Here is a 22241-nt window from a genome sequence, read left to right as displayed (position 1 = left end):
AACATAATGCGTGATTAAATTTTCTTTTATTTATGTTAATTTTATTATGTAAAAGCTAAGATAATTGCTTAAAAATGAGAAATGTAAAACAAAAAATAAAGGGAATGATAAGCTCATGAAAAAACTATCTATTTTCATGTTATCTATGTTTGCATCTTTAACTTATGCAAACCAAGTGGAAAGTTCTATTAACTCAAATCATAAAAATACGCAATTAGTTCAAATGACAGATGAGGAATTGTCTGCAACGCAGGGGCAGGCTTTGTATAGTTTGACTAGAACAGATAATAGTTCTCAGGGGCTTAGTTTTTATAGATTAGGTATGGAGGCTGAAATTGCAATCAATGCGAATATTAAAAAATTACAGCTTGGTTGTGGTGGGGTAAATGGTCCAGGGAATTGTGATATAGATATTGATAATTTAAGTTTAACTGGATTGAATCCTGTTAATGGGGAATATGCGGCAAGTGATGCAATACTAAAAAATCCTTTTATTGAGTTTGCTATTAATAATCCTGATAAAGCGTCTACTAGAGAAACTGTGGGACTTCGGGTTGGAGCTTTGGAGGCATTGGGGTTGCTTTCAATAGGAACAAATTCAAATACTTCAGATCCAAGTGATGACACTGGTATAAACTCTTTATCAGGAAATTTGACATTAAATTTAAAAAATACACAAATGACCAATATTAGGGCTTGTGGTGGTGCATTGGTATTAGGGGCATGTCTAGGACTTTGGTTGTATGGATCTGCCACAGTAAGAGATACTCAAAAAACTTTAGTTTTTAATCGAGATTCTCAGATAGATGATTTGGGTCCTTTAACAGCAGATGCCACAATATTAGGTTTAACACTTAACAATGTGCATTTAAAAAACCAAACCTTAAAGGCAATTCATCAAATAGCTTTAAAGTCTGCTGATGGGACAGGAACTAAAGATTTTTATCTAGGTTTACAAAAACAAAGTGTTACGTGGCCAACGACAGCCACATCAGGGTGGAATGCAGTTCCTGCGCAAAGAGGCTGGTGGTTAGCCTTGCCTGAGGTAACAATTGAAAATGCAAAAGCTACTCAGCAAGTTTCATTAAGTGGTGTTGGAGCAATTTTTGGAGCAATTTTTGGAACACAAGTTGATGTGCAGGGGATAGACTTAGCACAAGTGCCAGCAAAAAACTGTTACGGTTCACTCAAATTTTGCTAAAAAATCCCGCACTCAGCGGGATTTTTATATTTTTATTTAAAATTATTTTGCGATTTTTGCCAACAATTCTTCTTTAGAAAGGTGGGTAGATTCAGCATCGCGACGACCTTTATATTCAAAAGTTCCAGCGTCTAAACCTTTTTCACCGATTACAATACGATGTGGAATTCCTGTAAGTTCTAAATCGGAGAATTTTACGCCTGGACGCTCATTACGATCATCAAGTAAAACATCAAAACCAGCATCTTGTAATTCCGCATATAAAGCTTCAGCAGCTTCTAAGGTGCGAGGAGACTTATGTGCGTTCATTGGCACGATTGCAACTTCAAAAGGTGCAATCGCAGCAGGCCAAATGATACCTGTGTCATCAAAATTTTGCTCGATTGCAGAAGCAACAACACGGGTTACACCGATACCGTAACAGCCCATGGTTACAACCGTTGGCTTACCATCTTCACCTAAAACTTTACAGCCAAGCGCTTCAGAGTATTTCTGACCGAGTTGGAAAATATGACCAACTTCGATACCACGTTTGATCAAAATTGTGCCTTTACCATCTGGAGAAGGATCGCCTTCAACCACATTGCGCAAGTCATAAACTTCAGTGAATTGTGCATCACGGTCCCAATTTAAACCAGTTGCGTGTTTGTCCACTGCATTTGCACCAGCAACAAAGTCTGAAAGCACAGCAGCAGCACGGTCAACAATCACGGTTAAACCTTTTTCAATCAAACCCTGAGGTCCACAGAAACCTGCGGTTAAGCCATTTTCTTGAAGTTGTGCTTCAGTTGCAAATGCTAAAGGTGCTGCGATCAAAGGGTGTTTTTCTGCTTTGATTTCATTAAGCTCATGATCTCCACGAAGGAACAGTGCAACCACAGGTACATGATCTTTGACATCTGCGATACCTTGTACGAGCAACGCTTTTACAGAGTGTGCAGGATCTGTACCTAAAAATTCTGAAACATCTAGAATAGTTTTTTGATTCGGTGTATCTACAATTTTTAATTCTTGCGTTGGTGCTGCTCGCTCACCCACAAGTATTGCTTCCGCCATTTCAACGTTAGCAGCATAATCAGACTCTGAAGAGAAAGCGATATCGTCCTCACCACTTGATGCAAGTACATGGAACTCATGAGAACCTGAACCACCGATTGAACCTGTATCGGCTTGAACAGGACGAAAATCTAAACCAAGACGTGTAAAAATTTTACAGTAAGCATCATACATTCGGTCATAGGTTTCTTGTAATGATGCTTGGTCTACATGGAAAGAATAGGCATCTTTCATGATAAACTCACGTGAACGCATCACGCCAAAGCGTGGACGGATTTCGTCACGGAATTTAGTTTGTACTTGATAGAAGTTTGCAGGAAGTTGCTTATAACTTTTTAGTTCATTACGTGCTAAATCAGTAATAACTTCCTCGTGCGTTGGACCTAATACAAAATCATTATTATGACGATCTTTAAAGCGTAAAAGTTCAGGGCCATATTGAGTATAACGACCGGACTCTTCCCATAATGCAGCAGGTTGAGTAACGGGCATGAACACTTCTAAAGAACCTGCACGATTCATTTCCTCACGAATAATCGCTTCAACTTTATTGAGCACACGTACACCCATCGGCAACCAAGTATATAAGCCTGAAGCCAATTTACGAATCATACCCGCACGTAACATAAGCTGATGTGAAATAACCTCAGCATCGTTTGGGGTTTCTCTTAACGTTGCAAATAAAAAGCGACTCGCGCGCATGGAAACTATCCTAAAATTTTAAGCATTAAAACGCAGATTATACGATAAAACCTACAAGGGGACATTTGATTATGTGCTTTTACAAAAAATTATTCAAAGAAACAAGAAGGAGAGTCCTGAGTTGTCTCTGAACTTTGAAAGTATGTGCGTGAAGGGATTGCAGCTGGGTGAGCAAGTGCTAAACTTTATTTAGGTAGATAAATAAGACATTATTCCATTGCTTGTAAACGCTGAATAATGTTGTTGTAGTAAGTTTGCGTGTTCTGATAATTTTTTTGCAAATTCTCAATATTGTTTTTGGTTTGAATAATTCGATCACTATTGTATTTAAGTGATTGTTTTAGTTCAAAAGGTACGGTTGTACCCTTGCGGAAATACTCCATTTCCTGTCTTTTTAATAATAAACGGTCACTTTGTAATTGTTTTACTTGTGCTTGTTGGAGAGAAATTTGTTTTTTGATGCTTGCAAGTTGTTCATTACGCTTATTGATTGCAACTGAGCTATTGCCGTAAGCACGCTTTAGGCGAGCGTCTTGTTCATATTGTTTAGCTTGGGCGGCACGTACAGTAGATTGTTGAGCATCTTTTTCAGCATTATACGGCTTATTCCGACGAATGACCTGCATGTTGGCATCTAGGGCTTCGTAACCATGGCGAATGTGTGCAGGAGTGACGGTGCTACTAATATTGGCTACACCTTTATCATAATAACGATACCAAACAGCTTTAGGTTGAGCATCAGCAGCCATGCTTGATGAGAGCATAATGAAATTTAGCCCACTAATAAGACAGGTTTTGCAAAATATTTTAAAATATTTTGTCATTTTTAAATGCTTTAAAACTGTTTGTAGCATTCTTTCTCCCAAATAACACTGCAATATTAATTGAATAATTTTTATAGCACAGATGAACAGTTTACAGATTAATAATACATTTTAAAAATATAAGTTGCTTTAGCAATTCTAAATTGACACTTATTGGTGATTTATAGCGTATTTCAGCACTAATCTGAAGTTTCTGTGAAATCAAGATTGATAAATAGCGCAAATCTATGTTAAATAGGACTGATAAATTAAATTTGAAAAATAAATGTATTTGGAGTCTCAATAACTCCAAAGTTATGGGGAAGGGTATTAAATGGAAGAGAAATTCCAAAGTTTAAAAGTCATGGTTATTGATGATTCTAAGACGATTCGTCGTACGGCTGAAACGCTGTTACAACGTGAAGGATGTGAAGTTATTACAGCGGTAGATGGTTTTGAAGCACTTTCAAAAATCGCTGATGCCAATCCAGACATTGTCTTCGTAGATATTATGATGCCGAGACTAGACGGTTATCAGACTTGTGCACTCATTAAAAACTCTCAAAATTATCAAAATATTCCTGTGATTATGCTATCTAGTAAAGATGGTTTGTTTGATCAGGCAAAAGGTAAAGTTGTGGGTTCTGACGAGTATTTGACTAAGCCGTTCAGTAAAGATGAATTATTAAATGCTATTCGGAAACATGTTTAAGATTAAATTCTGAATGGGGGAATAAAATGACACGAATTCTAATTGTTGATGACTCTCCTACAGAGATGTATCGTTTCAAAGAAATCTTAAGTAAACACGGTTATGATGTGCTAGAAGCCAATAATGGTGCAGATGGAGTAACCTTGGCGCAAGCTGAACAACCAGACTTGGTCTTAATGGATGTGGTAATGCCTGGGGTAAATGGTTTTCAAGCAACTCGCCAAATCGCACGTGGTGCTACGACAAAGCATATTCCAGTGGTCATTGTAAGTACCAAAGATCAAGATACAGATCGTGTTTGGGGAAAGCGTCAAGGGGCTTGTGATTATTTAACTAAACCTATTGATGAGAATGTTTTAATCAATGTGATTAAGCAACATCTCACTGCGGGATAATTATGGCAGCAAATGGATTTATCGAACTACTTCGATTATCAAAACGTGGTAACCAAAACTACGTGGATAAAGAAAGCGAAGTAAATAGATGGTCAGGCATTGCATTTGAAATGATGGGGCAATATTTTGTTGCTCCATTAGGTGAAGTCACCGAAGTAATTTATCCACCTAAATGTACCTCAGTTCCAAATGTGCAAAATTGGGTCAAAGGATTAGCAAATATTCGGGGGCGTTTACTGTCTGTTTCAGATTTGACCCATTTTATTTCTGGGCAAAGAAGTCAGTTTACACCAACACAAAAAGTTTTATGCATTAGTCATCATGATCATTATGTGGGTTTGATTGTAGATCAAGTTTTGGGGATTCAACATTTTAATAAAAAAGGTTTTTTTTCAGAAAATAACAATTTAGAGAAAAAACTACAAACCTACTGTCAAGGGTATTTTCAGCAGCATAATCGTGCATGGAATATATTCCTATTTAGTCAGTTATTGAAAGATCCCAAGTACATGAATGCATCGGAAAAATTTATATAAACGAATTTCTACGCTTAATGTTAAGTTATGCGTTTCGGGGAGAAGCTGAATGGGCTTTAAGCTAAAAAAGAAAAACACATCTGAAAACACACAGAAGAACAATCCAGCTGCAGCATCTAGATTGCAAGCACAATTGGATCAATTTTCTAAGCTGTTTGGTGAAAGCGATAAATCTAAGCCGTATATTATTGCAGCTTTAGTAACGATGGTGGTTGCTGTAATTTGTTTGCTGACATTGTTATATAGTGTTCCACGAAACAATGATTTAACCCGTAGTATTGGTGAGTTAAAATTACTTTCGCAAACCATGTCACGCCAAGCAACTGAAGCAACTGCTTCAGGTAAAGAAGAGGCGATTAAAGATCTTGTTGCTTCACAAAAGAAATTTGATGAGAACTTGGAAACAGTGAAAGATATTCACTCATCAAATGAAGAAATGAAAAAAGTTGAGAAGTTATGGTCTGAAGTATCAAATGATATTTCTTTGATTGCATCAGAACAAAAAGTAATCAATCAACTGTATGATACTAACTTAACAATGAGTGATGCGATTCCTGGTATTCAGGCAGAATATAACTTGATGGTGAACCAAATGGCACGTGAAAACATGCCGAGTTCTCAGGTAGTTATCGCAAAAAACCAAGTGTTCATTGCTGAACGTATTTTACGTTCTATTTCTTCAGTATTGAGTGGCTCTGAAAATGCCCGTGCATCTGCAGATGACTTCAATGCGGATACTGAAACTTTTGGTGCATATTTGGATGCCCAATTAAATGGGAATACCGAACTTGGTGTAACTCGTATTGATCAACCGTCTATGCGAGAATCATTAGAAAGTATTAAAACCGACTATAATGATGTTTTAAAAACTGCAGCAAATAGTATTTCTCAAAACTCTGCAAAAATTGTTAAAGTGCGTCAAGCGTCTAGTAATGTTTTTACAAAATCAGATCAACTTTTAAAAGATTTAAATAACCTAAGTGGTAGCTCAAGTGTATTGAGTTTTATCCTCGGTTCAATTTTATTAATTGCACTAGGGATTTTCTTATTCTCAGTATTCAAGCTTTTAACATTGCGTAGTGCTGCGGATAAAGTTCGTGTAACACGCTTACAAGATGAATATGACCGTAACCAAAATGCGATTTTACGATTGCTTGATGAAATTGCCGACTTGGCAGATGGTGACTTAAGTTCGTACGCAACAGTATCGGAAGACTTTACAGGGGCAATTGCCGATTCGATTAACTTTGCGATCGACCAGTTGCGAGATCTTGTATCACGAATCAATGAAACTTCTCAAGAAGTTGCAAGCTATACCCAAAACACACAATCTATTACTAACCAGCTTGCAGAAGCATCTGAGCATCAGGCGCAAGAAATTGCTGGGGCTTCTTCAGCAATTAATGAAATTGCACAATCCATTGAACACGTATCTGCCAATGCGACCGAATCGGCAGACGTAGCACAGCGTTCTGTACAGATTGCATCCAACGGTGCTGAAGTGGTAAACCGCTCTATCGAGGGTATGGATACCATTCGTGAGCAAATTCAAGAAACATCTAAACGTATTAAGCGTTTGGGTGAGTCTTCACAAGAGATTGGTAATATTGTCTCATTAATTAACGATATTGCTGACCAAACGAATATCTTGGCATTGAATGCTGCGATTCAAGCATCGATGGCAGGTGAGGCAGGGCGAGGCTTTGCGGTGGTAGCCGATGAGGTACAGCGTCTTGCTGAACGTTCAGCATCAGCAACCAAACAGATTGAAACATTAGTAAAAACTATTCAAACAGATACCAATGAAGCGGTTATCTCGATGGAACAAACAACATCTGAGGTTGTGCGTGGTGCAAACTTGGCAAAAGATGCCGGCGTTGCCTTGGATGAGATTCAAAACGTATCAAGTAATTTGGCGAAATTGATTGAAAACATTTCAGAATCTGCCAAGTTACAGTCAGCTTCAGCAGGTCATATTGCAAATACGATGAACGTTGTACAAGAGATTACCTCGCAAACGACAACGGCTACGTTCGATACCGCACGTTCGGTATCTGAGTTGGCAAATATGGCAGATTCATTACGTCAATCTGTATCTGACTTTAAATTACCAGAGCAATAAATCAGTGATCATCAAGGAGTATCGAGTTTAGATATTCCTTGATGGTATTAATGACGCTTAGATCACTTAATTTGACTCAAACTAAGATGTTGATAGGTTTTAGTCCCTCAAAGGAACTAGTATAGAAGCCTGAGCTATGAAAAAAATATTAAAAGATTTAGTGGAAAATATAAATCTTCCTGAAGATGAGTTTGTGGATCAAGATCCAGAAATTTTAGAAATTTTCGTGGAAGAAGTTGAAGAGATTATTGAAAATATACAGCCATTATTAAATCAGTGGTTAAATGATCCTTCAGATGCAGAACTTTTGACGGTGATTCGCCGTAACTTCCATACCTTAAAAGGTTCTGGTCGGATGGTTGGAGCAAAGTCGTCAGGTGAGTTGGCTTGGGCTGTAGAAGATACCTTAAATCGCGTTATTTCAAAAAGTATTGACTTAACATCGTCGATCCAACGCTATGTAAATGCAGTATTTAATATCTATAAATTTAAACTGTATAATGACTTTGCCAAAGTACAAGCACACCCATTGGACTTACGACCATTGGTTTTGTTGGGACAGCAGTTTCAACAAAACTTAAGTATTGAACCCGCCCTTGAAGAACTCTTGGTGCTTTCAGAGCAGTTAAATAGTCCTGATGTGGTCACAGGCTTAGAAGATTCAATTGATGCTAGCATTGATGTACCTGAGGTTGAAGTGGCTCAAGTCGAAGAGCTTCCGAGCTCAAGCGAAGATGCAATTGCACCAGTAACAGTTACCCCTCCTGTCCAACCCGAAGTCGTGCCGATGCCTGCTTCACGTGATGAGAATAAGGAGGCGGTTGAAGAAGCTGAGGATCGTCGATTTCTGGCCGAGACTATTGCAATCTTTATTGAAGAGTCTGAAGAACATTTGGCGGCAATTGACTCGTTCTTAAGCATCGAAAAACATACTTCAGATCATTATAATCGACTTATCCGTGCATTACATACACTTCGTGGTAGTTCTGCGATGGCGCATGTAGATGATGTGTTTCATGCCAGTAGTAAAGTTGAGCAGTTGTTTAAAGTCTTATTGAAAGATGATACGCAACACAGTACCAATGAAAATGCTCTGTTGACGCATTATACTGAATTTGTTCGTGATTATTTACATACCCTGACTCAGAATAATGCTGCTGAGCAACAGGCTATTTATCAAAAGTTTAATGATGCTTGGGAACGTTATGATTTCCAAACGGAATGTTTAGAGCCAAATGAACAGCAGCAAGATTTAGTTTCACAATTGGTAGATTTAAACATCGAACATTTGTTAGATGCTGAGTTCGATTTTGATCAAAGAGCAAAAACAGATTATCCAGAATATTTTGAAAATTTACTGCAAGAAGCCAATGTATTAGTTGAACATACAGATAATCGGGCTGCTCAAGGTATTCATGATATTAGTTTGGCTTTAAAAACCGCATATGAACATATTTTAGTTGAAAAAAGTCTATTAAATACAGACTATGCTTTTGAATTGTTTAACCAAGCACATCAAGAGTTTATTCATTTGTTTGATGCTTTGGCTTCAGGGCAACGGGTTGTCTTATCAGAGCAAAGTAAACAAATTTTAGAACAATTACATGACTATGTAACGCAAGATCTAGAGTTGTTCGCTGCTGAAACTGTAACAAATACTGAGTTTGAGTCTGTTGAACGGCCAGTAGTGGAGCAGGCAGTAGAGGCTGAGTTTAATAGCAATCAAATCTATTCGTTGATTATAAAAGATCAGCAATACCTTCATTCGGCTGAAAGTTTCAAAGACTTTGATGCAGAGGTTTTGGATATTTTTCTTGAAGAAGCTGATGAGCTTTTGGTGGGAATCGATCAAGATCTATCAGCTTGGTTTGCTGATAATGAAAATCTAACCTCATTAAATAATTTGATGCGTTATTTGCATACTTTAAAAGGTGGTGCAAATATGGTGCAAGCGGAACATATCGGTTCAATTGCCCATCATTTAGAGTCTATTTATGAGCGAATTATTAAGCAGCAAATCACAGTAAATACAGGTTTGATGCAAACTATTCGTATGATTCAGGATGAGATAGCAGAGCGTATCCAAGTTATTCGTGAGCAAGGGATTGATTATCCTGCAACGCATGTCATTGAAATTTTGCAGGCGATTGAAAAGCAACAACCAATTGATAAGATTTTCAGTGTAACACCGACAGTAGAATCACCAATTGTAGAGCAAGTAGAATCTGCTGAAATCGAACAGCCGACACTTTCTGAAACAGTTCAAGATGTTATAAGTCCATCTGAAACAGTTTCAAGCGCTGAACACGAAATGAGTGATGAGCAGATTGCGGAAAGTATTGCTCAAGAAGCTTTTGTGGAAGAAGCAGATGAATTATTAATTCGTGCGAATGAGATACTAAGTAAATGGTTTGATGAGCGCAGTAATCGTAGTTTGTTATTACAATTACAACGTATTGCCCATACTTTAAAAGGTGGGGCGAAAATGGTCAATAATACGCAAGTTTCTGAAATTGCGTATGAATTGGAAAATACATTTGAGCGTTTTGGTTTACATAACTTTAACTCAAATGCTTATGATCAGCTCATTTTAAAAGCATTTAATTGGTTGAAAAATGCTATTTTATTAAATGAATATGCGCATTTTGATTCAATTAAATCGGCTTTGAAAAACATTCAGTATGTGGATGTTTCTGCTCAATTGCCAGAAAGACTGACCAGTGGAGATGTTCTTTGGGATAACCCAGTAGTTGAATTTATTCAGGGCGATGGTAGTGAGCCACCATCTATGCTCGGTGAATGGGGACAAGTTGAACTCAATGAAAATAATAATGAGATGATTCGTATCTCGGCAGATTTAATCGAAAAAATGATTGATTTGTCGGGCGAAAACTCCATTAACCGTTCTCGTATTGAGATGGATTTAGGACAATTTGGTAATACTTTGGTGGAAATGGAGTTGGCGATAAAACGTTTGGCTGACCAATTGCGCCGAATGGAAGGAGAGCTAGAATCCCAGATTATTGCAAAACATGGCGATTCAAATTCACGTTATGCTGATTTTGATCCATTGGAAATGGACCAATATTCATCATTAAATCAGTTGTCTAAATCACTCGCAGAATCTGCATCCGACTTGGTGGATTTCAAAACCACTCTGGCAGAAAAAATTCGCGATACAGAAGGCTTATTACTACAACAAGCACGTATTCAAGCTGAAATTCAAGAAGGCTTAATGCGGACTCGTTTGGTGCCATTTACCCGTTTATTACCACGCTTGCAACGCCTAGTGCGTCAAACTTCTTCGACCTTAAACCGTCCAACAGAGCTGATTGTACATAATACAGAAGGTGAGTTGGATCGAAATATTCTTGAAAAGTTAATGTCGCCTTTAGAGCATATGCTACGAAATGCAGTTGACCACGGTATTGAAGAAACCGAAGTACGTCAGCGTTTAAATAAACCATTAACAGGGCGTATTGAGTTAAACATTAGCCGTCAAGGTACCGATGTACTGGTTGAATTTAAAGACGATGGTAAGGGTATTGATCCAAAAGTGATTAAAGCCAAAGCATTGCAAAAAGGTTTAATTCAGCAAGAGCAGAATCTAACTGATGAAGAAATTTTGCAATATATTTTCCATCATGGTTTCAGTACAGCACAACAAGTTACGCAGATTTCAGGACGTGGTGTTGGGTTAGATGTTGTACAAAGTGAAATTAAATCACTCGGTGGTCAAGTTAGTGTTGCTTCGACCTTAGGTCAAGGTTCTACATTTACTATTCGTGTACCAACCACAGTGGCAGTTAGTGATGCCTTAATGGTGAAAGTGGGTGATCAGCAATTTGCTGTACCATTGTCACAAATTGATCGTATCGTCCGAATTGCACCAAGTACATTGGAAGAGTATTTTAATAGTCAGAAACAAGATTTTGTTATTGACCAACAGCCTTATAACTTACGCTATTTGTCAGAGTTTGTTGCACACCAAGCTATGCCTCGTTTTTCTGGCATTGCACACTCCTTACCCGTATTGTTAATTAAAAATAATACCGGTAAAAATACAGCATTGTTGGTAGATCAATTGATTGGATCACGTTCACAAATTGTGGTGAAACCAATTGGTAAGCAATTTACATCCATTGGTGCTGTAGCTGGTGCGACGATTCTAGGTGATGGTCAAGTTTGTTTGATCTTGGATGCGCAGAATATCGCGCGTCAAACTTTGAGTAGTAAACGTCAAGTTGCGAAGGATCAACGTGAGTTAACACGTCATCGTGACCAACGTCATTTAGTCATGATTGTCGATGACTCCGTGACGGTACGTAAAGTAACTTCTCGCTTGCTTGAGCGTCACAATTTTGATGTGATCACAGCAAAAGACGGCGTAGATGCGATTGAGCAGTTGGAAAATGTCAAACCTGACTTGATGTTGCTTGATATTGAAATGCCACGCATGGATGGTTTTGAGGTAACCAATTGGATACGTCACCATGAAATCCATCAGGATTTACCAATTATCATGATCACTTCTAGAACAGGGGAAAAACATCGTGAACGCGCATTTAGTTTAGGTGTAACGAACTATATGGGTAAACCATTCCAAGAAGCTGATTTATTAGAAAATATTCAGAATTTATTGGTCGCACAATAAGGAGTGATGATGTCTCAAAATGGAAAAGGTTCGATTTTAGATCAAACCAATACACAGGAACTTCAACATCTCATTACGGTGTCTACGGGTTTTATTGATGCGTATATTATTGATTGTTATGATAAAGCAGCAATGTTACTGCCACAAAACATTGTGATCTCGGCACTCGATAGCCCAACTCAAGTAAAAACAGTAGAATGGCATGATCGAAAATTACCTGCTTTTCGGGTCAGTGATCCGCATACGACCTTAGGGGTTGCCCTCGTAGTTGAAGGGGAGTCGCCAAATGAACGTTTTGCATTATTATGTAATGAAATGCCACGTTCGATTCGTTTGCGTATTTCTGAGGTTGTAGATGAAGAAAACCAATCTCAGGATGATACAATTTTATATATGGTGCGTGTTGGCGATGAAAAATTCCATGTACCCAATTTAGCTAAAATTCAACAAGAATTAGGTTTAATTGCCTAGTTGAATAAAATAAGGAATGTTTAGACATTCCTTGTTTTTCTATTTTAAGTTAATAATTGTTCTAAAATTTGTTCATAAATATCGGTTAATGGCTCTAATTCATCAATATTTACGTGTTCGTTAATTTGGTGAATTGTCGCATTTAATACTCCTAATTCAAGAACTTGTGCGCCTGTAGGTGCAATGAAACGACCATCCGAAGTACCACCACTGGTTGAAAGCTCAGCCGTTGTACCTGTGACATTTTTAATAGCATTGGTTGCCGCATTCACCAACTCACCAACGGGTGTTAGGAACGGTAAGCCAGATAAAGTCCATTCAGCAGTATAGTCGACTTGATGACGATCGAGTATTTCTAAAACACGTGCTTTTAACTGCTCAGCAGTCACTTCTGTTGAATAGCGAAAATTAAAAGTCACGGTCATTGTACCGGGTACTACATTGGTTGCGCCTGTACCTGCTTGGATATTAGAGATTTGGAATGATGTCGCAGGGAAATATTCATTTCCGTTGTCCCAAACTGTTTCGCATAGTTCAGTTAATGCCTTAGAAGCGGTATGAATAGGGTTAATTGCTAAATGAGGATAAGCGACATGACCTTGCTTGCCTTGAACAGTTAATACGCAGTTTAAAGAGCCACGGCGACCATTTTTAATAATATCTCCGAGTGTAGAGGTGCTAGAAGGTTCACCGACTAAACACCATGTCATTTTTTCATTACGTGCTTCAAGAGTTTCAACGACCTTGACCGTACCATTAATAGAAGGGCCTTCTTCATCTGAAGTAATCAAAAAGGCAATTGAACCTTTATGATTGGGATGTTTTTTTACAAAGCGTTCTGATGCAACGACCATAGCTGCTAATGCGGTCTTCATGTCGGCACTACCACGCCCATATAATTTACCATCACGAATTTCAGGTAAAAAAGGATCTGATTCCCATGCGTCTAAATGACCCGTAGGAACAACATCGGTATGTCCTGCAAAACAAAAAACTGGTGCTTCTGTGCCACGGCGTGCCCAAAGATTATCGACATCTTCAAAGCGCATATTTTCAATATTGAATCCGACAGCAGCTAAACGCTCCGCCATGATAGTCTGACAAGAGTGATCAATGGGGGTTACTGAGGGTTGACGTAAAAGCGTTAGGCTAAGCGCTAAAGTTTCTGAAGCATTCATGGCGGCAAAATAAATTATGAAATGAGCGGAATATAATAGAGAAGAATATTTTGAATGGAAACTTAAAAAGCTGAATTTATTGTATGCTAAGCATAAGAACAACGTATAAAAAAAGCCTTATCAAAAGATAAGGCTAATTTTGAAGCGCAGATTAAAGTTTATTTTCAACTCTTTCTGCAGAATTAGTTACAGCATCACCTGCTTTTGAAACATCTTGTCCTGCGCCTTTAATTGTATTACAACCCGTTAAAACAAAAGTTAATAACAATGAAGCAGCTAAAATTTTTTTCATCATTCATCTCCAATTAAAATTATTTTGATGCCTTATTAGAGTAAAAAAATCACAATGATTTGAATATGAGGGTTTTATAACTTCTAGGTTATGTTTTGTATATTTTATAGTTGATTTTTACATTTATTACACATTTTTATGAATCATATGAGGTTGACGATACATAAAAAAATCTTCAGAAGTTAAATGTTTATACAATCCATTTGTCCACCAAATTGCTGCCTTTGAACTTGCGAATCGATCAGGGCAAATCCACTCATGGCGTTTTAAGCAATAATACGCTGGTGAGGGAATATATCGTCCCCATTGCCCCAAACGACGTTGTGTATTGATCCAATCCTCGGTATGGTTTGGTAAGCGGTGAGCAGGATAATAAAGCTGTCCCTTTAATACGGCAAAACGTTTGTGAATTTCATAATCTTGTACGTGATTGAATTGAAATTGCTTTTCGGTAAAATGTGTGAGCTTTCTTAGTAATGTATCTTGTCGATTTAAACCATACCAATGCTGCAATTGAAAATCCGCTTCAGCTAAATAATATTTTAAAGCCACTTCCCAATGTTCAACTTGTTGTGTGTGTTGATTAAAAATAAGAAAATCTATTTCTCCTAATGTTTGCCGAGCATGAAACATTTGGATGCTATGTCCAAGCAATTTAAAATGATGAAATGCATTATCTTTCAACCAAAACCACATAAGATATTCAAAACGTAAGCCTAAACGCGTACTTTTAAGCTCAGCAATAAAATTTTCCAAATCAGTTGGGTCATGATCTAATTGATGTAAACGTATTTCATACTGTTGATATAATGCTTGCCAAACTTCACCTTGGTGCAATTGAAAAGGATGCTTAATGGCTAAAGCGTCAGGAATTTTACAAAGAATATTGGGGCTCGCAATCACAAAAGCCAATTGTCGAACCACTGGAGTTTTAAAGATTAACCAAGGTTCAAAATAATCAGCAGGTATTGTTGCAGTCAAATTTACTCATCCAATAAGAAAAATACAGCGTTCAATTCTAAAACATATATACTAACCGAATTCTGAGGATTGAGTTGGTCTATGCGAATTTTGTTTTGGCGAAGCCTCGTAATTATTTTTATTGTACTAGGCTTTATTGGTGCGTTATTACCTGGTATGCCAACAACAGTTTTTTTGATTTTAGCATTATGGGCAGCATCTAAAGGTTGGCCGCAAGTACATGATAGATTGCTCAATCATCCAAAATATGGTGCAACTTTGAGAGCCTGGCGTGACAATGGCACTGTTCCTCGTAAAGCAAAATGGTTCGCCACGGTCATGATGACGGGCAGTGCGATATTGATGTTGTTCACTACAGCACCTGTAGCGGTTAAAATTTTTACTAATCTGACTATGTTAATCGTTGCGATTTGGCTTTGGATGCGACCAGAACCAGAAGTAAAATGATAAAGAACGCCATATTTTATCGAGCAAATATTTAAAAGAGATGTCTGAGCGTCTTTATTAAGAAAAATGATAGATAAAATAAATCTATTAAAATTACGATAAATAGATAAATAATAAGCAAAAAAATGAAAAATACTGAAAAATGATCTATTTTTTAATCATTCAACCATGAAAACTTAAAATGATAGAGAAAAGCGTTTGACACTTGGTAAAGATTCTCTATAATGCACCTCACAAACGATGAAGTCGTTAGGGCGCTTAGCTCAGTTGGTAGAGCGTCTGCCTTACAAGCAGAATGTCGGCGGTTCGATCCCGTCAGCGCCCACCAAGCTTTAACGTTAAGAATATAAGTGCAGCGGTAGTTCAGTTGGTTAGAATACCGGCCTGTCACGCCGGGGGTCGCGGGTTCGAGTCCCGTCCGCTGCGCCAATTTTTCTTAATTTGTTTGTGTTACAATAGTAATATTGTATAAATGCAGCGGTAGTTCAGTTGGTTAGAATACCGGCCTGTCACGCCGGGGGTCGCGGGTTCGAGTCCCGTCCGCTGCGCCATTTCCTTGATGCCTGATCTTGGAAGTGTGTTAAAGCATAGACTACGCACTGCGTTTGTCTTGCATCATAAAAATAGCGTTGCTATTTTTATTCCTTAGGGCGCTTAGCTCAGTTGGTAGAGCGTCTGCCTTACAAGCAGAATGTCGGCGGTTCGATCCCGTCAGCGCCCACCATAATTTATACAGAAATGTATGAATGCCGTTATGCAGCGGTAGTTCAGTTGGTTAGAATACCGGCCTGTCACGCCGGGGGTCGCGGGTTCGAGTCCCGTCCGCTGCGCCATTTCCTTGATACCTGATCTTGGAAATGTTTAAGCATAGACTACGCACTGCGTTTGTCTTGCGTCATAAAAATAGCGTTGCTATTTTTATTCCTCAGGGCGCTTAGCTCAGTTGGTAGAGCGTCTGCCTTACAAGCAGAATGTCGGCGGTTCGATCCCGTCAGCGCCCACCAGATTTAGTTGTAAATTGTAAAAGACCTTACTTTACTGCAAACGTAAAGTACCGTAGTGCAGCGGTAGTTCAGTTGGTTAGAATACCGGCCTGTCACGCCGGGGGTCGCGGGTTCGAGTCCCGTCCGCTGCGCCATTTCCTTGATGCCTGATCTTGGGAGTGTTTAAAGCATAGACTACGCACTGCGTTTGTCTTGCGTTATAAAAAAAGCGTTGCTATTTTTATTCCTCAGGGCGCTTAGCTCAGTTGGTAGAGCGTCTGCCTTACAAGCAGAATGTCGGCGGTTCGATCCCGTCAGCGCCCACCATATATTCTCCTAGTCTCTATTTTAAAATCTATATTTTTGATGTAATATATTTTGATAATTAATTCAATTATATTATGAAAATATGAGAAATCCTTATCAACGCAAGTCTGCGTCGAATATTCAGAAAGCTACATTATTACCTGAAGAACAGTATAAAAACTTCATTGAAACTATTGTCAATCAAGCCAAAGTGTATGCTTTATATCACGAAGGTTGGGCATTGTGCGCAACCCCTACAGGACAGCAAGCATTTGCGGTTTGGCAAGGTAAAAGTCTGACTCAACTTTTAATTAAAGACAATTGGGCAAGGTACTCAGTAAAAGAAATTGATTTGGTTGCTTTTATTGGGCAAGTTATTCCTTTTATTATTGAGAATAACACCTTACTTTCAATTAATTTAACACCTGAAGGGCAAAATATCTTAGTGTCTGGTAATAAGTTTCTTATCGAAATTAAAAAATATTTGTATCATTTATATTTAAGCCAACCAGAATTATTTGAAAATAATCGCCTGCCTTTGCCACGTAAAATCAGAATTCATAGTTAATATTTAAAAATATGCACAAGGAACTGTGGTGTTGCTAATTTATTTTATTAGTACTCATTTAGTAGCCAACCACTGAGATAGGCAAAGTATTCTCTTAGCCAAGCGTTATAGCGGGTCGCTAAGGGAGTTTCAGCGCTCACAGTAACAAAGTTATTGTAGCCTTGTTTTTTCGCAATGGCAGCAGCACGTAAAGTGTGAAAATCACTCGTGATAATGGCTATTTTTGAATCAAGACCAAGCCTATGTGCAGTTAATATCTTTTGACTATTTTTAAGGTTTAACTCAGTGCTGGTACTTTGGTCTTCTTTTAAGATCATTGCGGCATTTAGTTGATGTCTTGCTTGTAAGTAGGTTGACATGGCATCTGCTTCTGTTTTGACTTCGCCATCGTCTAATCCACCACTTACAATGATCCATGCTTGTGGCTGTTGTTTAGTAATTTGTGCAGCAGTATCTAAACGTAAAGCTAATGTCGGTGAAGGTTCGCCCTGAATAATACCACTGCCTAAAACAATGATGGCATCGACAGATGGTACATGGTTGTTTGACTGGGTGTGCTGATGTAAATAAATAAAAAAAGCCATTAGGCTACAAAACCAAATACTAAAAAATATCCAAGCTATTCGCCAAAATTTTCGTAATTTTAAATTTTTTTTAAAAAAGTTTTGAATTTTTGTATAACTACAAACATAAATAAGAAAAAATAAACCAATTAAAAAAGGCAGAACAGTGCCGAGATGGATTTTATTTTGCAAAATAAGCATGCAACCATCTATAAATAAAATTAAACCAAAAATAAAGAGTAGGCTACGCAGTAAAATAGAAAACTTCATTGCAGTTATTTTCATCATTTTTAACAAGATATCGCTATATTTTAGCAAAGCCTTAGCCTTTTAAGCATTGAAATTGTAAAGTAATCTACTTTGCAAAAAGTTAGCATTACGCTTTTAATTTGGAAATTTTAAATAATTTAATGATGGATATAAGTTTAAGACAAAAACGTCCAATTAAGAATATCAAATGTGAATGAATAATGAGCGTAATTTATACAAGACTTCGACAAAGCATTCAGTAGCTCTACATCGCAAAGCATTATCTTGTAGATAGACAAAATAAATTAAGTGAGTAGATGCTATGCTTAAACACGTACTATTGCTGGGATTGCTCGGTGCTTCATTAACAGGATGTATAGTTGCGCCATACGATGACAATGGTCGACATCATTCTGGTTATGATCGAGATCGTCCGCACTGGAATTATGATCGAGATCGCCCAAACTGGAACAAGGATCGTCCGAACCGACCTGATTGGCATAAAGATAGACCTAATCGACCTGACTGGAGCAAAGACCGAGATCGTCGAGATTGGCGAAACAATCGTTAAAAGTGATTCATATTTTAAAGGCTTAGAGATGTTGTCTAAGCTTTTTTATTGTTTTTTTGGAATAAACCTGCTTGAACGACACCTGCTTTGGTGTGTTTGAGCAAATGCCAATCTGTAGGTAAATTTAAACTATTTAGTGCTCTATCTGCTTCAACATAAATATAAGCTTCATTTTTTAGAAAAGGATCAACGGATATTGCCAATTCATTCCACAAATTTAAACTATACGGGGGATCTAGAAATACTAAATCATATTCACCTTGAAGCTGCGTGAGTGCTTGTTGGGCAGTCATTATTTTAAGCTGACAATTTTTTGCTTGTAAAAGTTGCAGATTATTTTTAAGAAATTTTGCTTGAGTCAAGTTTGGCTCAATCATTATCACTTCGGCTGCACCACGCGATAATGCTTCAAAGCTTAATGCGCCAGAACCTGCACATAAGTCTAAAACTCTACTGTTTTGCACATCCCACATTAGCCAGTTAAATAATGTTTCACGTACCCGATCAGGTGTAGGGCGTAATCCCTCAATCTCTGCAAAGGGTAAAACACGGCGTTTCCACTCACCACCAATAATCCGAAGTTGATTTTTTACTTTATTCACTGAGTTCTGTTCCATGTTGTTCAGGTGCAGGACGAGCTGGATTTGTATGTGCTTGTCGAGAATTGGTTGCTGCTCCCGCATGGGGATTTGGTTTTGGCAGTGCATTTGGGTCTGCTGATAAGGCAACATCACCACTTGGTAATTCACCTGGTTTAATGCCTGCTGTCATTAGTCCCCCACTAATTTGATGATTTTGAGGAATAATTGGATTTTTCTGGCGTTTTAATAACCAATAATCAAACACTGGGCGAGCAATTTGTGCTGCAGACCCACCATGACGACCATTTTCCCATATCACTGCAATCGCAATTTCTGGGTTTTCAGCAGGTGCAAAACCGACAAATAAACCATGGTCAAGTTGGCGATCTGTGAGTAAGGCTTCATTATAGCGTTTACCCTGTGCAATACTTTTAACTTGTGCTGTTCCTGTTTTCCCTGCAATCAGATATTGAGAAGTTTTGATACCACGACCTGTACCTGACTGAATGACATCGACCATTGCATCTCGCATTTTGATCCAGTCTTGGTCGGTACCGTTAAAATGGATTTTGCCATCTGGGGCATTTAAAACAGTATGTGGTTTTGCACCTTTGGATTCACGTAGTACATGTGGAATGACATGTGCCCCATGATTTGCGGTAATCGCTGTTGCCATTGCTAACTGCAAAGGGGTGGCGGTAAAAGCACCTTGCCCAATACTGACTGAAATAGTTTCACCTTTTAACCATTTGGATTTACGGGTACGCATTTTCCATTCAGGACTTGGGTATAAACCTGTGCTTTCACTCGGTAAATCAACGCCAGTTTTTTCACCAAAACCAAACTGACGCATCCATTCATTCATTTTTTCAATACCCATTTGATGGGCAAGAATATAGAAATAGGTATCACAAGATACCACGATGGATTTATGCATATTTACACTGCCATGACCAGTTTTTTTCCAGTCACGGAATTTATGTGAGTCACCAGGTAAATGGAAATAGCCAGGATCGGAAATCGTAGTTGACCAATCCACCGTACCAAAATGAATACCCCCCAGTGCTTCCATTGGCTTGATGGTTGAACCTGGTGGATAAGTTCCCTGTACCGCACGATTATATAAAGGTTGGTCTAAGTTATCGCGTAATGCACTATAGTCTGCATGTCCAATCCCTGTTACAAATAGATTTGGATTGAAACTTGGACTGGATACCAAAGCTAAAATCTCGCCTGTGCGTGGATCTATCGCCACAATTGCACCACGACGACCAACCAATTGTTCAGCGGCAACAGTTTGTAAGCCATAATCCAATGATAAAAATAAATCATTACCACGAGTAGAATCTTTACGACCTAAATGACGTAATACATTACCATGTGCATCAGCTTCAATGGATTCATAACCAGGACTACCATGGAGTAAATCCTCATAGGATTTTTCAACCCCAATTTTACCAATTAAATTGGTACCTGCATAAGAATCTTTATCAATTTCTTTCAGTTCCTTATCATTGATGCGTCCAACATAACCGATCACATGTGCAAACAATTCGCCATGTGGATAAAAACGCGTCATTTGCGTTTCGATATCGACACCTGGAAATTGAAACTTCACTTCACTAAAACGTGCAATATCTGTTTCGGTGAGGTTGAGCTTTAAAGTGACACGTTCAGTTTTTTTAGAGGTTTTGATTCGACTAGAAAAACGCTCTATATCTTCTTCGTTTAAATTTAAAATCGGGGTAAGTCGCTTAACGGTATCCTCCACATCGTCAACATCTGCTTTACTGAGTGTGGCTGTAAACACGGGGTAATTATCTGCAAGTAAAATACCATTCCGATCATAAATATAACCACGTGCTGGGGCTATCGGTTGTAAACGAATACGGTTTTTATCAGAAGCTTGACTAAACTCTTCAAAATGAAAAATTTGTAAATAAGCATAACGAACTACAAGTAAGAGTAAAAAAAATGAAACAATACCGATCGAAAAAAAAATGCGACTTCGAAAAATACGCTTTTCTTGCTGAACATTTTTTAAAGGAAACTGTTGTTTCATATGAAAGTCGACTTACTGGGCTAAATTGGCAAATAGTGCGGGCAGTCATTTTACCTTAGAATTGTACTAAGAATGAAAATATTCGTTTTTTACTGCATAAAATCTGCAAAAATACGAGTTTATTTGATAGAAATGGTATAACAACATTGGCTAAATGTTGACTTTAGCGACATAAAAATTCTAGTGTTTTGCATATGCGTAAGTTGATAATTCTGTTAAAGTCAGAAAAATATGGAAGATTATGTTTGACCCAAAATTAGGGACAATGGAGAAAATAATGAAAAAAATCTTTCCCTTAATATTATTTTTTGGATTAGGGAATGTTGCACATGCAGAGTGGCAAGATTATTTACCTGAAGCAAAATTAAAATCAAGTGATGCTGCAACTTTCAATGTAGGCGCAGGTTTAACACAAAAATTAGCCCATATAAACGGTGAGTGGGTCACGCCTTATGGGATTGCCTATACCAAATTAGGGGCATTTATCAATGGTGATCACGAGTTAGGTGGACAAATTGGTTTTCGTTATCCTGCGTATTTAAATGGTACTGACAAAAATGGTTTTTATGTTGGCGTTTATGGCGGTTCACTGAAAAGTAAAAAAGTAGATAATAGTGATGAAGTTCAATATGGGGCAGGCGTAGACTTGTCTTATGTTTTATTAAATAAAGAACGCATTAGCACTTTTAGTGTGGGTATTGGTGCGGGTAGTGAATTACATGATCGTGGTGGCAACATGATTGAAGAAACGAGACCACAGATTCAATTTGCTTATAGTTTAAGTTTTGGACTTTGAGTTGTAGATGTA

19 protein-coding genes and 8 tRNA genes are annotated in these 22241 nt (G+C 38.0%); 19 read left to right on the top strand and 8 right to left on the bottom strand.

Features of this window, described 5'->3' with window-relative positions:
• Positions 1-115: 115 nt before the first annotated feature.
• Positions 116-1201: a hypothetical protein gene (locus DJ533_RS14720; RefSeq protein WP_065994148.1), complete on the top strand. Its 1086-nt coding sequence runs from the start codon at positions 116-118 to the stop codon at positions 1199-1201.
• Positions 1202-1243: 42 nt separating this feature from the next.
• Here DJ533_RS14720 and DJ533_RS14715 read toward each other — a convergent pair whose 3' ends face one another.
• Together DJ533_RS14715 and DJ533_RS14710 are read right to left on the bottom strand one after the other, a co-directional pair.
• Entirely contained in the window at positions 1244-2959 is a 1716-nt protein-coding gene (locus DJ533_RS14715) for a proline--tRNA ligase (RefSeq protein WP_065994147.1), read from the bottom strand.
• 209 nt (positions 2960-3168) lie between these two features.
• Positions 3169-3723: a hypothetical protein gene (locus DJ533_RS14710; protein WP_089024788.1), complete on the bottom strand. Its 555-nt coding sequence runs from the start codon at positions 3721-3723 to the stop codon at positions 3169-3171.
• A gap of 373 nt (positions 3724-4096) precedes the next feature.
• On the opposite strand from DJ533_RS14710, the gene pilG reads away from it, so the two are divergent.
• The 6 genes from pilG (at position 4097) to DJ533_RS14680 (ending at position 12652) form a co-directional block, all read left to right on the top strand.
• Positions 4097-4474, top strand: a complete 378-nt coding sequence (gene pilG / locus DJ533_RS14705) for a twitching motility response regulator PilG (protein WP_065994146.1) — start codon at positions 4097-4099, stop codon at positions 4472-4474.
• A gap of 26 nt (positions 4475-4500) precedes the next feature.
• Positions 4501-4869: a response regulator gene (locus DJ533_RS14700; protein WP_065994145.1), complete on the top strand. Its 369-nt coding sequence runs from the start codon at positions 4501-4503 to the stop codon at positions 4867-4869.
• Between the two features lie 2 nt (positions 4870-4871).
• Complete coding sequence (locus DJ533_RS14695) at positions 4872-5405, top strand: chemotaxis protein CheW (protein WP_065994144.1); 534 nt, start codon at positions 4872-4874, stop codon at positions 5403-5405.
• A gap of 49 nt (positions 5406-5454) precedes the next feature.
• The gene (locus DJ533_RS14690) at positions 5455-7527 is read left to right on the top strand and encodes a methyl-accepting chemotaxis protein (protein WP_065994143.1); all 2073 of its coding nucleotides are present in this window, start codon (positions 5455-5457) and stop codon (positions 7525-7527) included.
• A gap of 136 nt (positions 7528-7663) precedes the next feature.
• On the top strand, positions 7664-12181 hold the full coding sequence (locus tag DJ533_RS14685; RefSeq protein ID WP_065994142.1) for an Hpt domain-containing protein: 4518 nt from the start codon (positions 7664-7666) through the stop codon (positions 12179-12181).
• A 9-nt stretch (positions 12182-12190) separates the two neighbouring features.
• Complete coding sequence (locus DJ533_RS14680; protein WP_065994141.1) at positions 12191-12652, top strand: hypothetical protein; 462 nt, start codon at positions 12191-12193, stop codon at positions 12650-12652.
• A gap of 44 nt (positions 12653-12696) precedes the next feature.
• Here the strand turns inward: DJ533_RS14680 and dapE are convergent, their stop codons facing one another.
• The 3 genes from dapE to DJ533_RS14665 form a co-directional block, all read right to left on the bottom strand.
• Positions 12697-13830, bottom strand: a complete 1134-nt coding sequence (gene dapE, locus DJ533_RS14675) for a succinyl-diaminopimelate desuccinylase (RefSeq protein WP_065994140.1) — start codon at positions 13828-13830, stop codon at positions 12697-12699.
• A gap of 151 nt (positions 13831-13981) precedes the next feature.
• Complete coding sequence (locus tag DJ533_RS14670) at positions 13982-14125, bottom strand: entericidin A/B family lipoprotein (RefSeq protein ID WP_323809361.1); 144 nt, start codon at positions 14123-14125, stop codon at positions 13982-13984.
• Positions 14126-14248: 123 nt separating this feature from the next.
• Positions 14249-15103: a DUF1853 family protein gene (locus tag DJ533_RS14665; protein WP_065994138.1), complete on the bottom strand. Its 855-nt coding sequence runs from the start codon at positions 15101-15103 to the stop codon at positions 14249-14251.
• Between the two features lie 81 nt (positions 15104-15184).
• On the opposite strand from DJ533_RS14665, the gene DJ533_RS14660 reads away from it, so the two are divergent.
• The 10 genes from DJ533_RS14660 (at position 15185) to DJ533_RS14615 (ending at position 17407) form a co-directional block, all read left to right on the top strand.
• Positions 15185-15550, top strand: coding sequence for a YbaN family protein (locus tag DJ533_RS14660; RefSeq protein ID WP_065994137.1), 366 nt, complete (start codon positions 15185-15187; stop codon positions 15548-15550).
• A 252-nt stretch (positions 15551-15802) separates the two neighbouring features.
• Positions 15803-15878, top strand: a tRNA-Val gene (locus tag DJ533_RS14655).
• A 24-nt stretch (positions 15879-15902) separates the two neighbouring features.
• Positions 15903-15979: transfer RNA gene (locus DJ533_RS14650), tRNA-Asp, on the top strand.
• 45 nt (positions 15980-16024) lie between these two features.
• Positions 16025-16101 (top strand) — tRNA-Asp (locus DJ533_RS14645).
• A 97-nt stretch (positions 16102-16198) separates the two neighbouring features.
• Positions 16199-16274 (top strand) — tRNA-Val (locus tag DJ533_RS14640).
• Positions 16275-16306: 32 nt separating this feature from the next.
• Positions 16307-16383: transfer RNA gene (locus DJ533_RS14635), tRNA-Asp, on the top strand.
• A 95-nt stretch (positions 16384-16478) separates the two neighbouring features.
• Positions 16479-16554, top strand: a tRNA-Val gene (locus DJ533_RS14630).
• Positions 16555-16611: 57 nt separating this feature from the next.
• A tRNA-Asp gene (locus DJ533_RS14625) sits at positions 16612-16688 on the top strand.
• Between the two features lie 96 nt (positions 16689-16784).
• A tRNA-Val gene (locus DJ533_RS14620) sits at positions 16785-16860 on the top strand.
• Positions 16861-16942: 82 nt separating this feature from the next.
• Positions 16943-17407 (top strand): DUF2750 domain-containing protein, encoded by a 465-nt coding sequence (locus DJ533_RS14615; RefSeq protein WP_065994136.1) that lies wholly within the window; start codon positions 16943-16945, stop codon positions 17405-17407.
• Positions 17408-17454: 47 nt separating this feature from the next.
• Here the strand turns inward: DJ533_RS14615 and DJ533_RS14610 are convergent, their stop codons facing one another.
• The gene (locus DJ533_RS14610; RefSeq protein ID WP_065994253.1) at positions 17455-18240 is read right to left on the bottom strand and encodes a YdcF family protein; all 786 of its coding nucleotides are present in this window, start codon (positions 18238-18240) and stop codon (positions 17455-17457) included.
• Positions 18241-18541: 301 nt separating this feature from the next.
• Between DJ533_RS14610 and DJ533_RS14605 the strand changes: the two genes are divergently transcribed.
• Positions 18542-18790, top strand: coding sequence for a hypothetical protein (locus tag DJ533_RS14605; protein WP_081406103.1), 249 nt, complete (start codon positions 18542-18544; stop codon positions 18788-18790).
• A 35-nt stretch (positions 18791-18825) separates the two neighbouring features.
• On the opposite strand, the gene rsmD is transcribed toward DJ533_RS14605, so the two are convergent.
• Positions 18826-19392: a 16S rRNA (guanine(966)-N(2))-methyltransferase RsmD gene (gene rsmD / locus DJ533_RS14600; RefSeq protein ID WP_267285734.1), complete on the bottom strand. Its 567-nt coding sequence runs from the start codon at positions 19390-19392 to the stop codon at positions 18826-18828.
• The gene (gene mrdA / locus DJ533_RS14595) at positions 19385-21433 is read right to left on the bottom strand and encodes a penicillin-binding protein 2 (protein WP_065994134.1); all 2049 of its coding nucleotides are present in this window, start codon (positions 21431-21433) and stop codon (positions 19385-19387) included. Before mrdA ends, rsmD begins: the two co-directional genes overlap by 8 nt.
• A gap of 277 nt (positions 21434-21710) precedes the next feature.
• On the opposite strand from mrdA, the gene DJ533_RS14590 reads away from it, so the two are divergent.
• Positions 21711-22229, top strand: coding sequence for a hypothetical protein (locus DJ533_RS14590; protein WP_065994133.1), 519 nt, complete (start codon positions 21711-21713; stop codon positions 22227-22229).
• The last annotated feature ends 12 nt before the right edge of the window (positions 22230-22241 follow it).

It is taken from the genome of Acinetobacter defluvii (genome assembly GCF_001704615.3).
In the GTDB taxonomy this organism is placed as follows: Bacteria; Pseudomonadota; Gammaproteobacteria; order Pseudomonadales; family Moraxellaceae; genus Acinetobacter; species Acinetobacter defluvii.
This window is presented reverse-complemented; position numbering and strand designations above follow the sequence as displayed.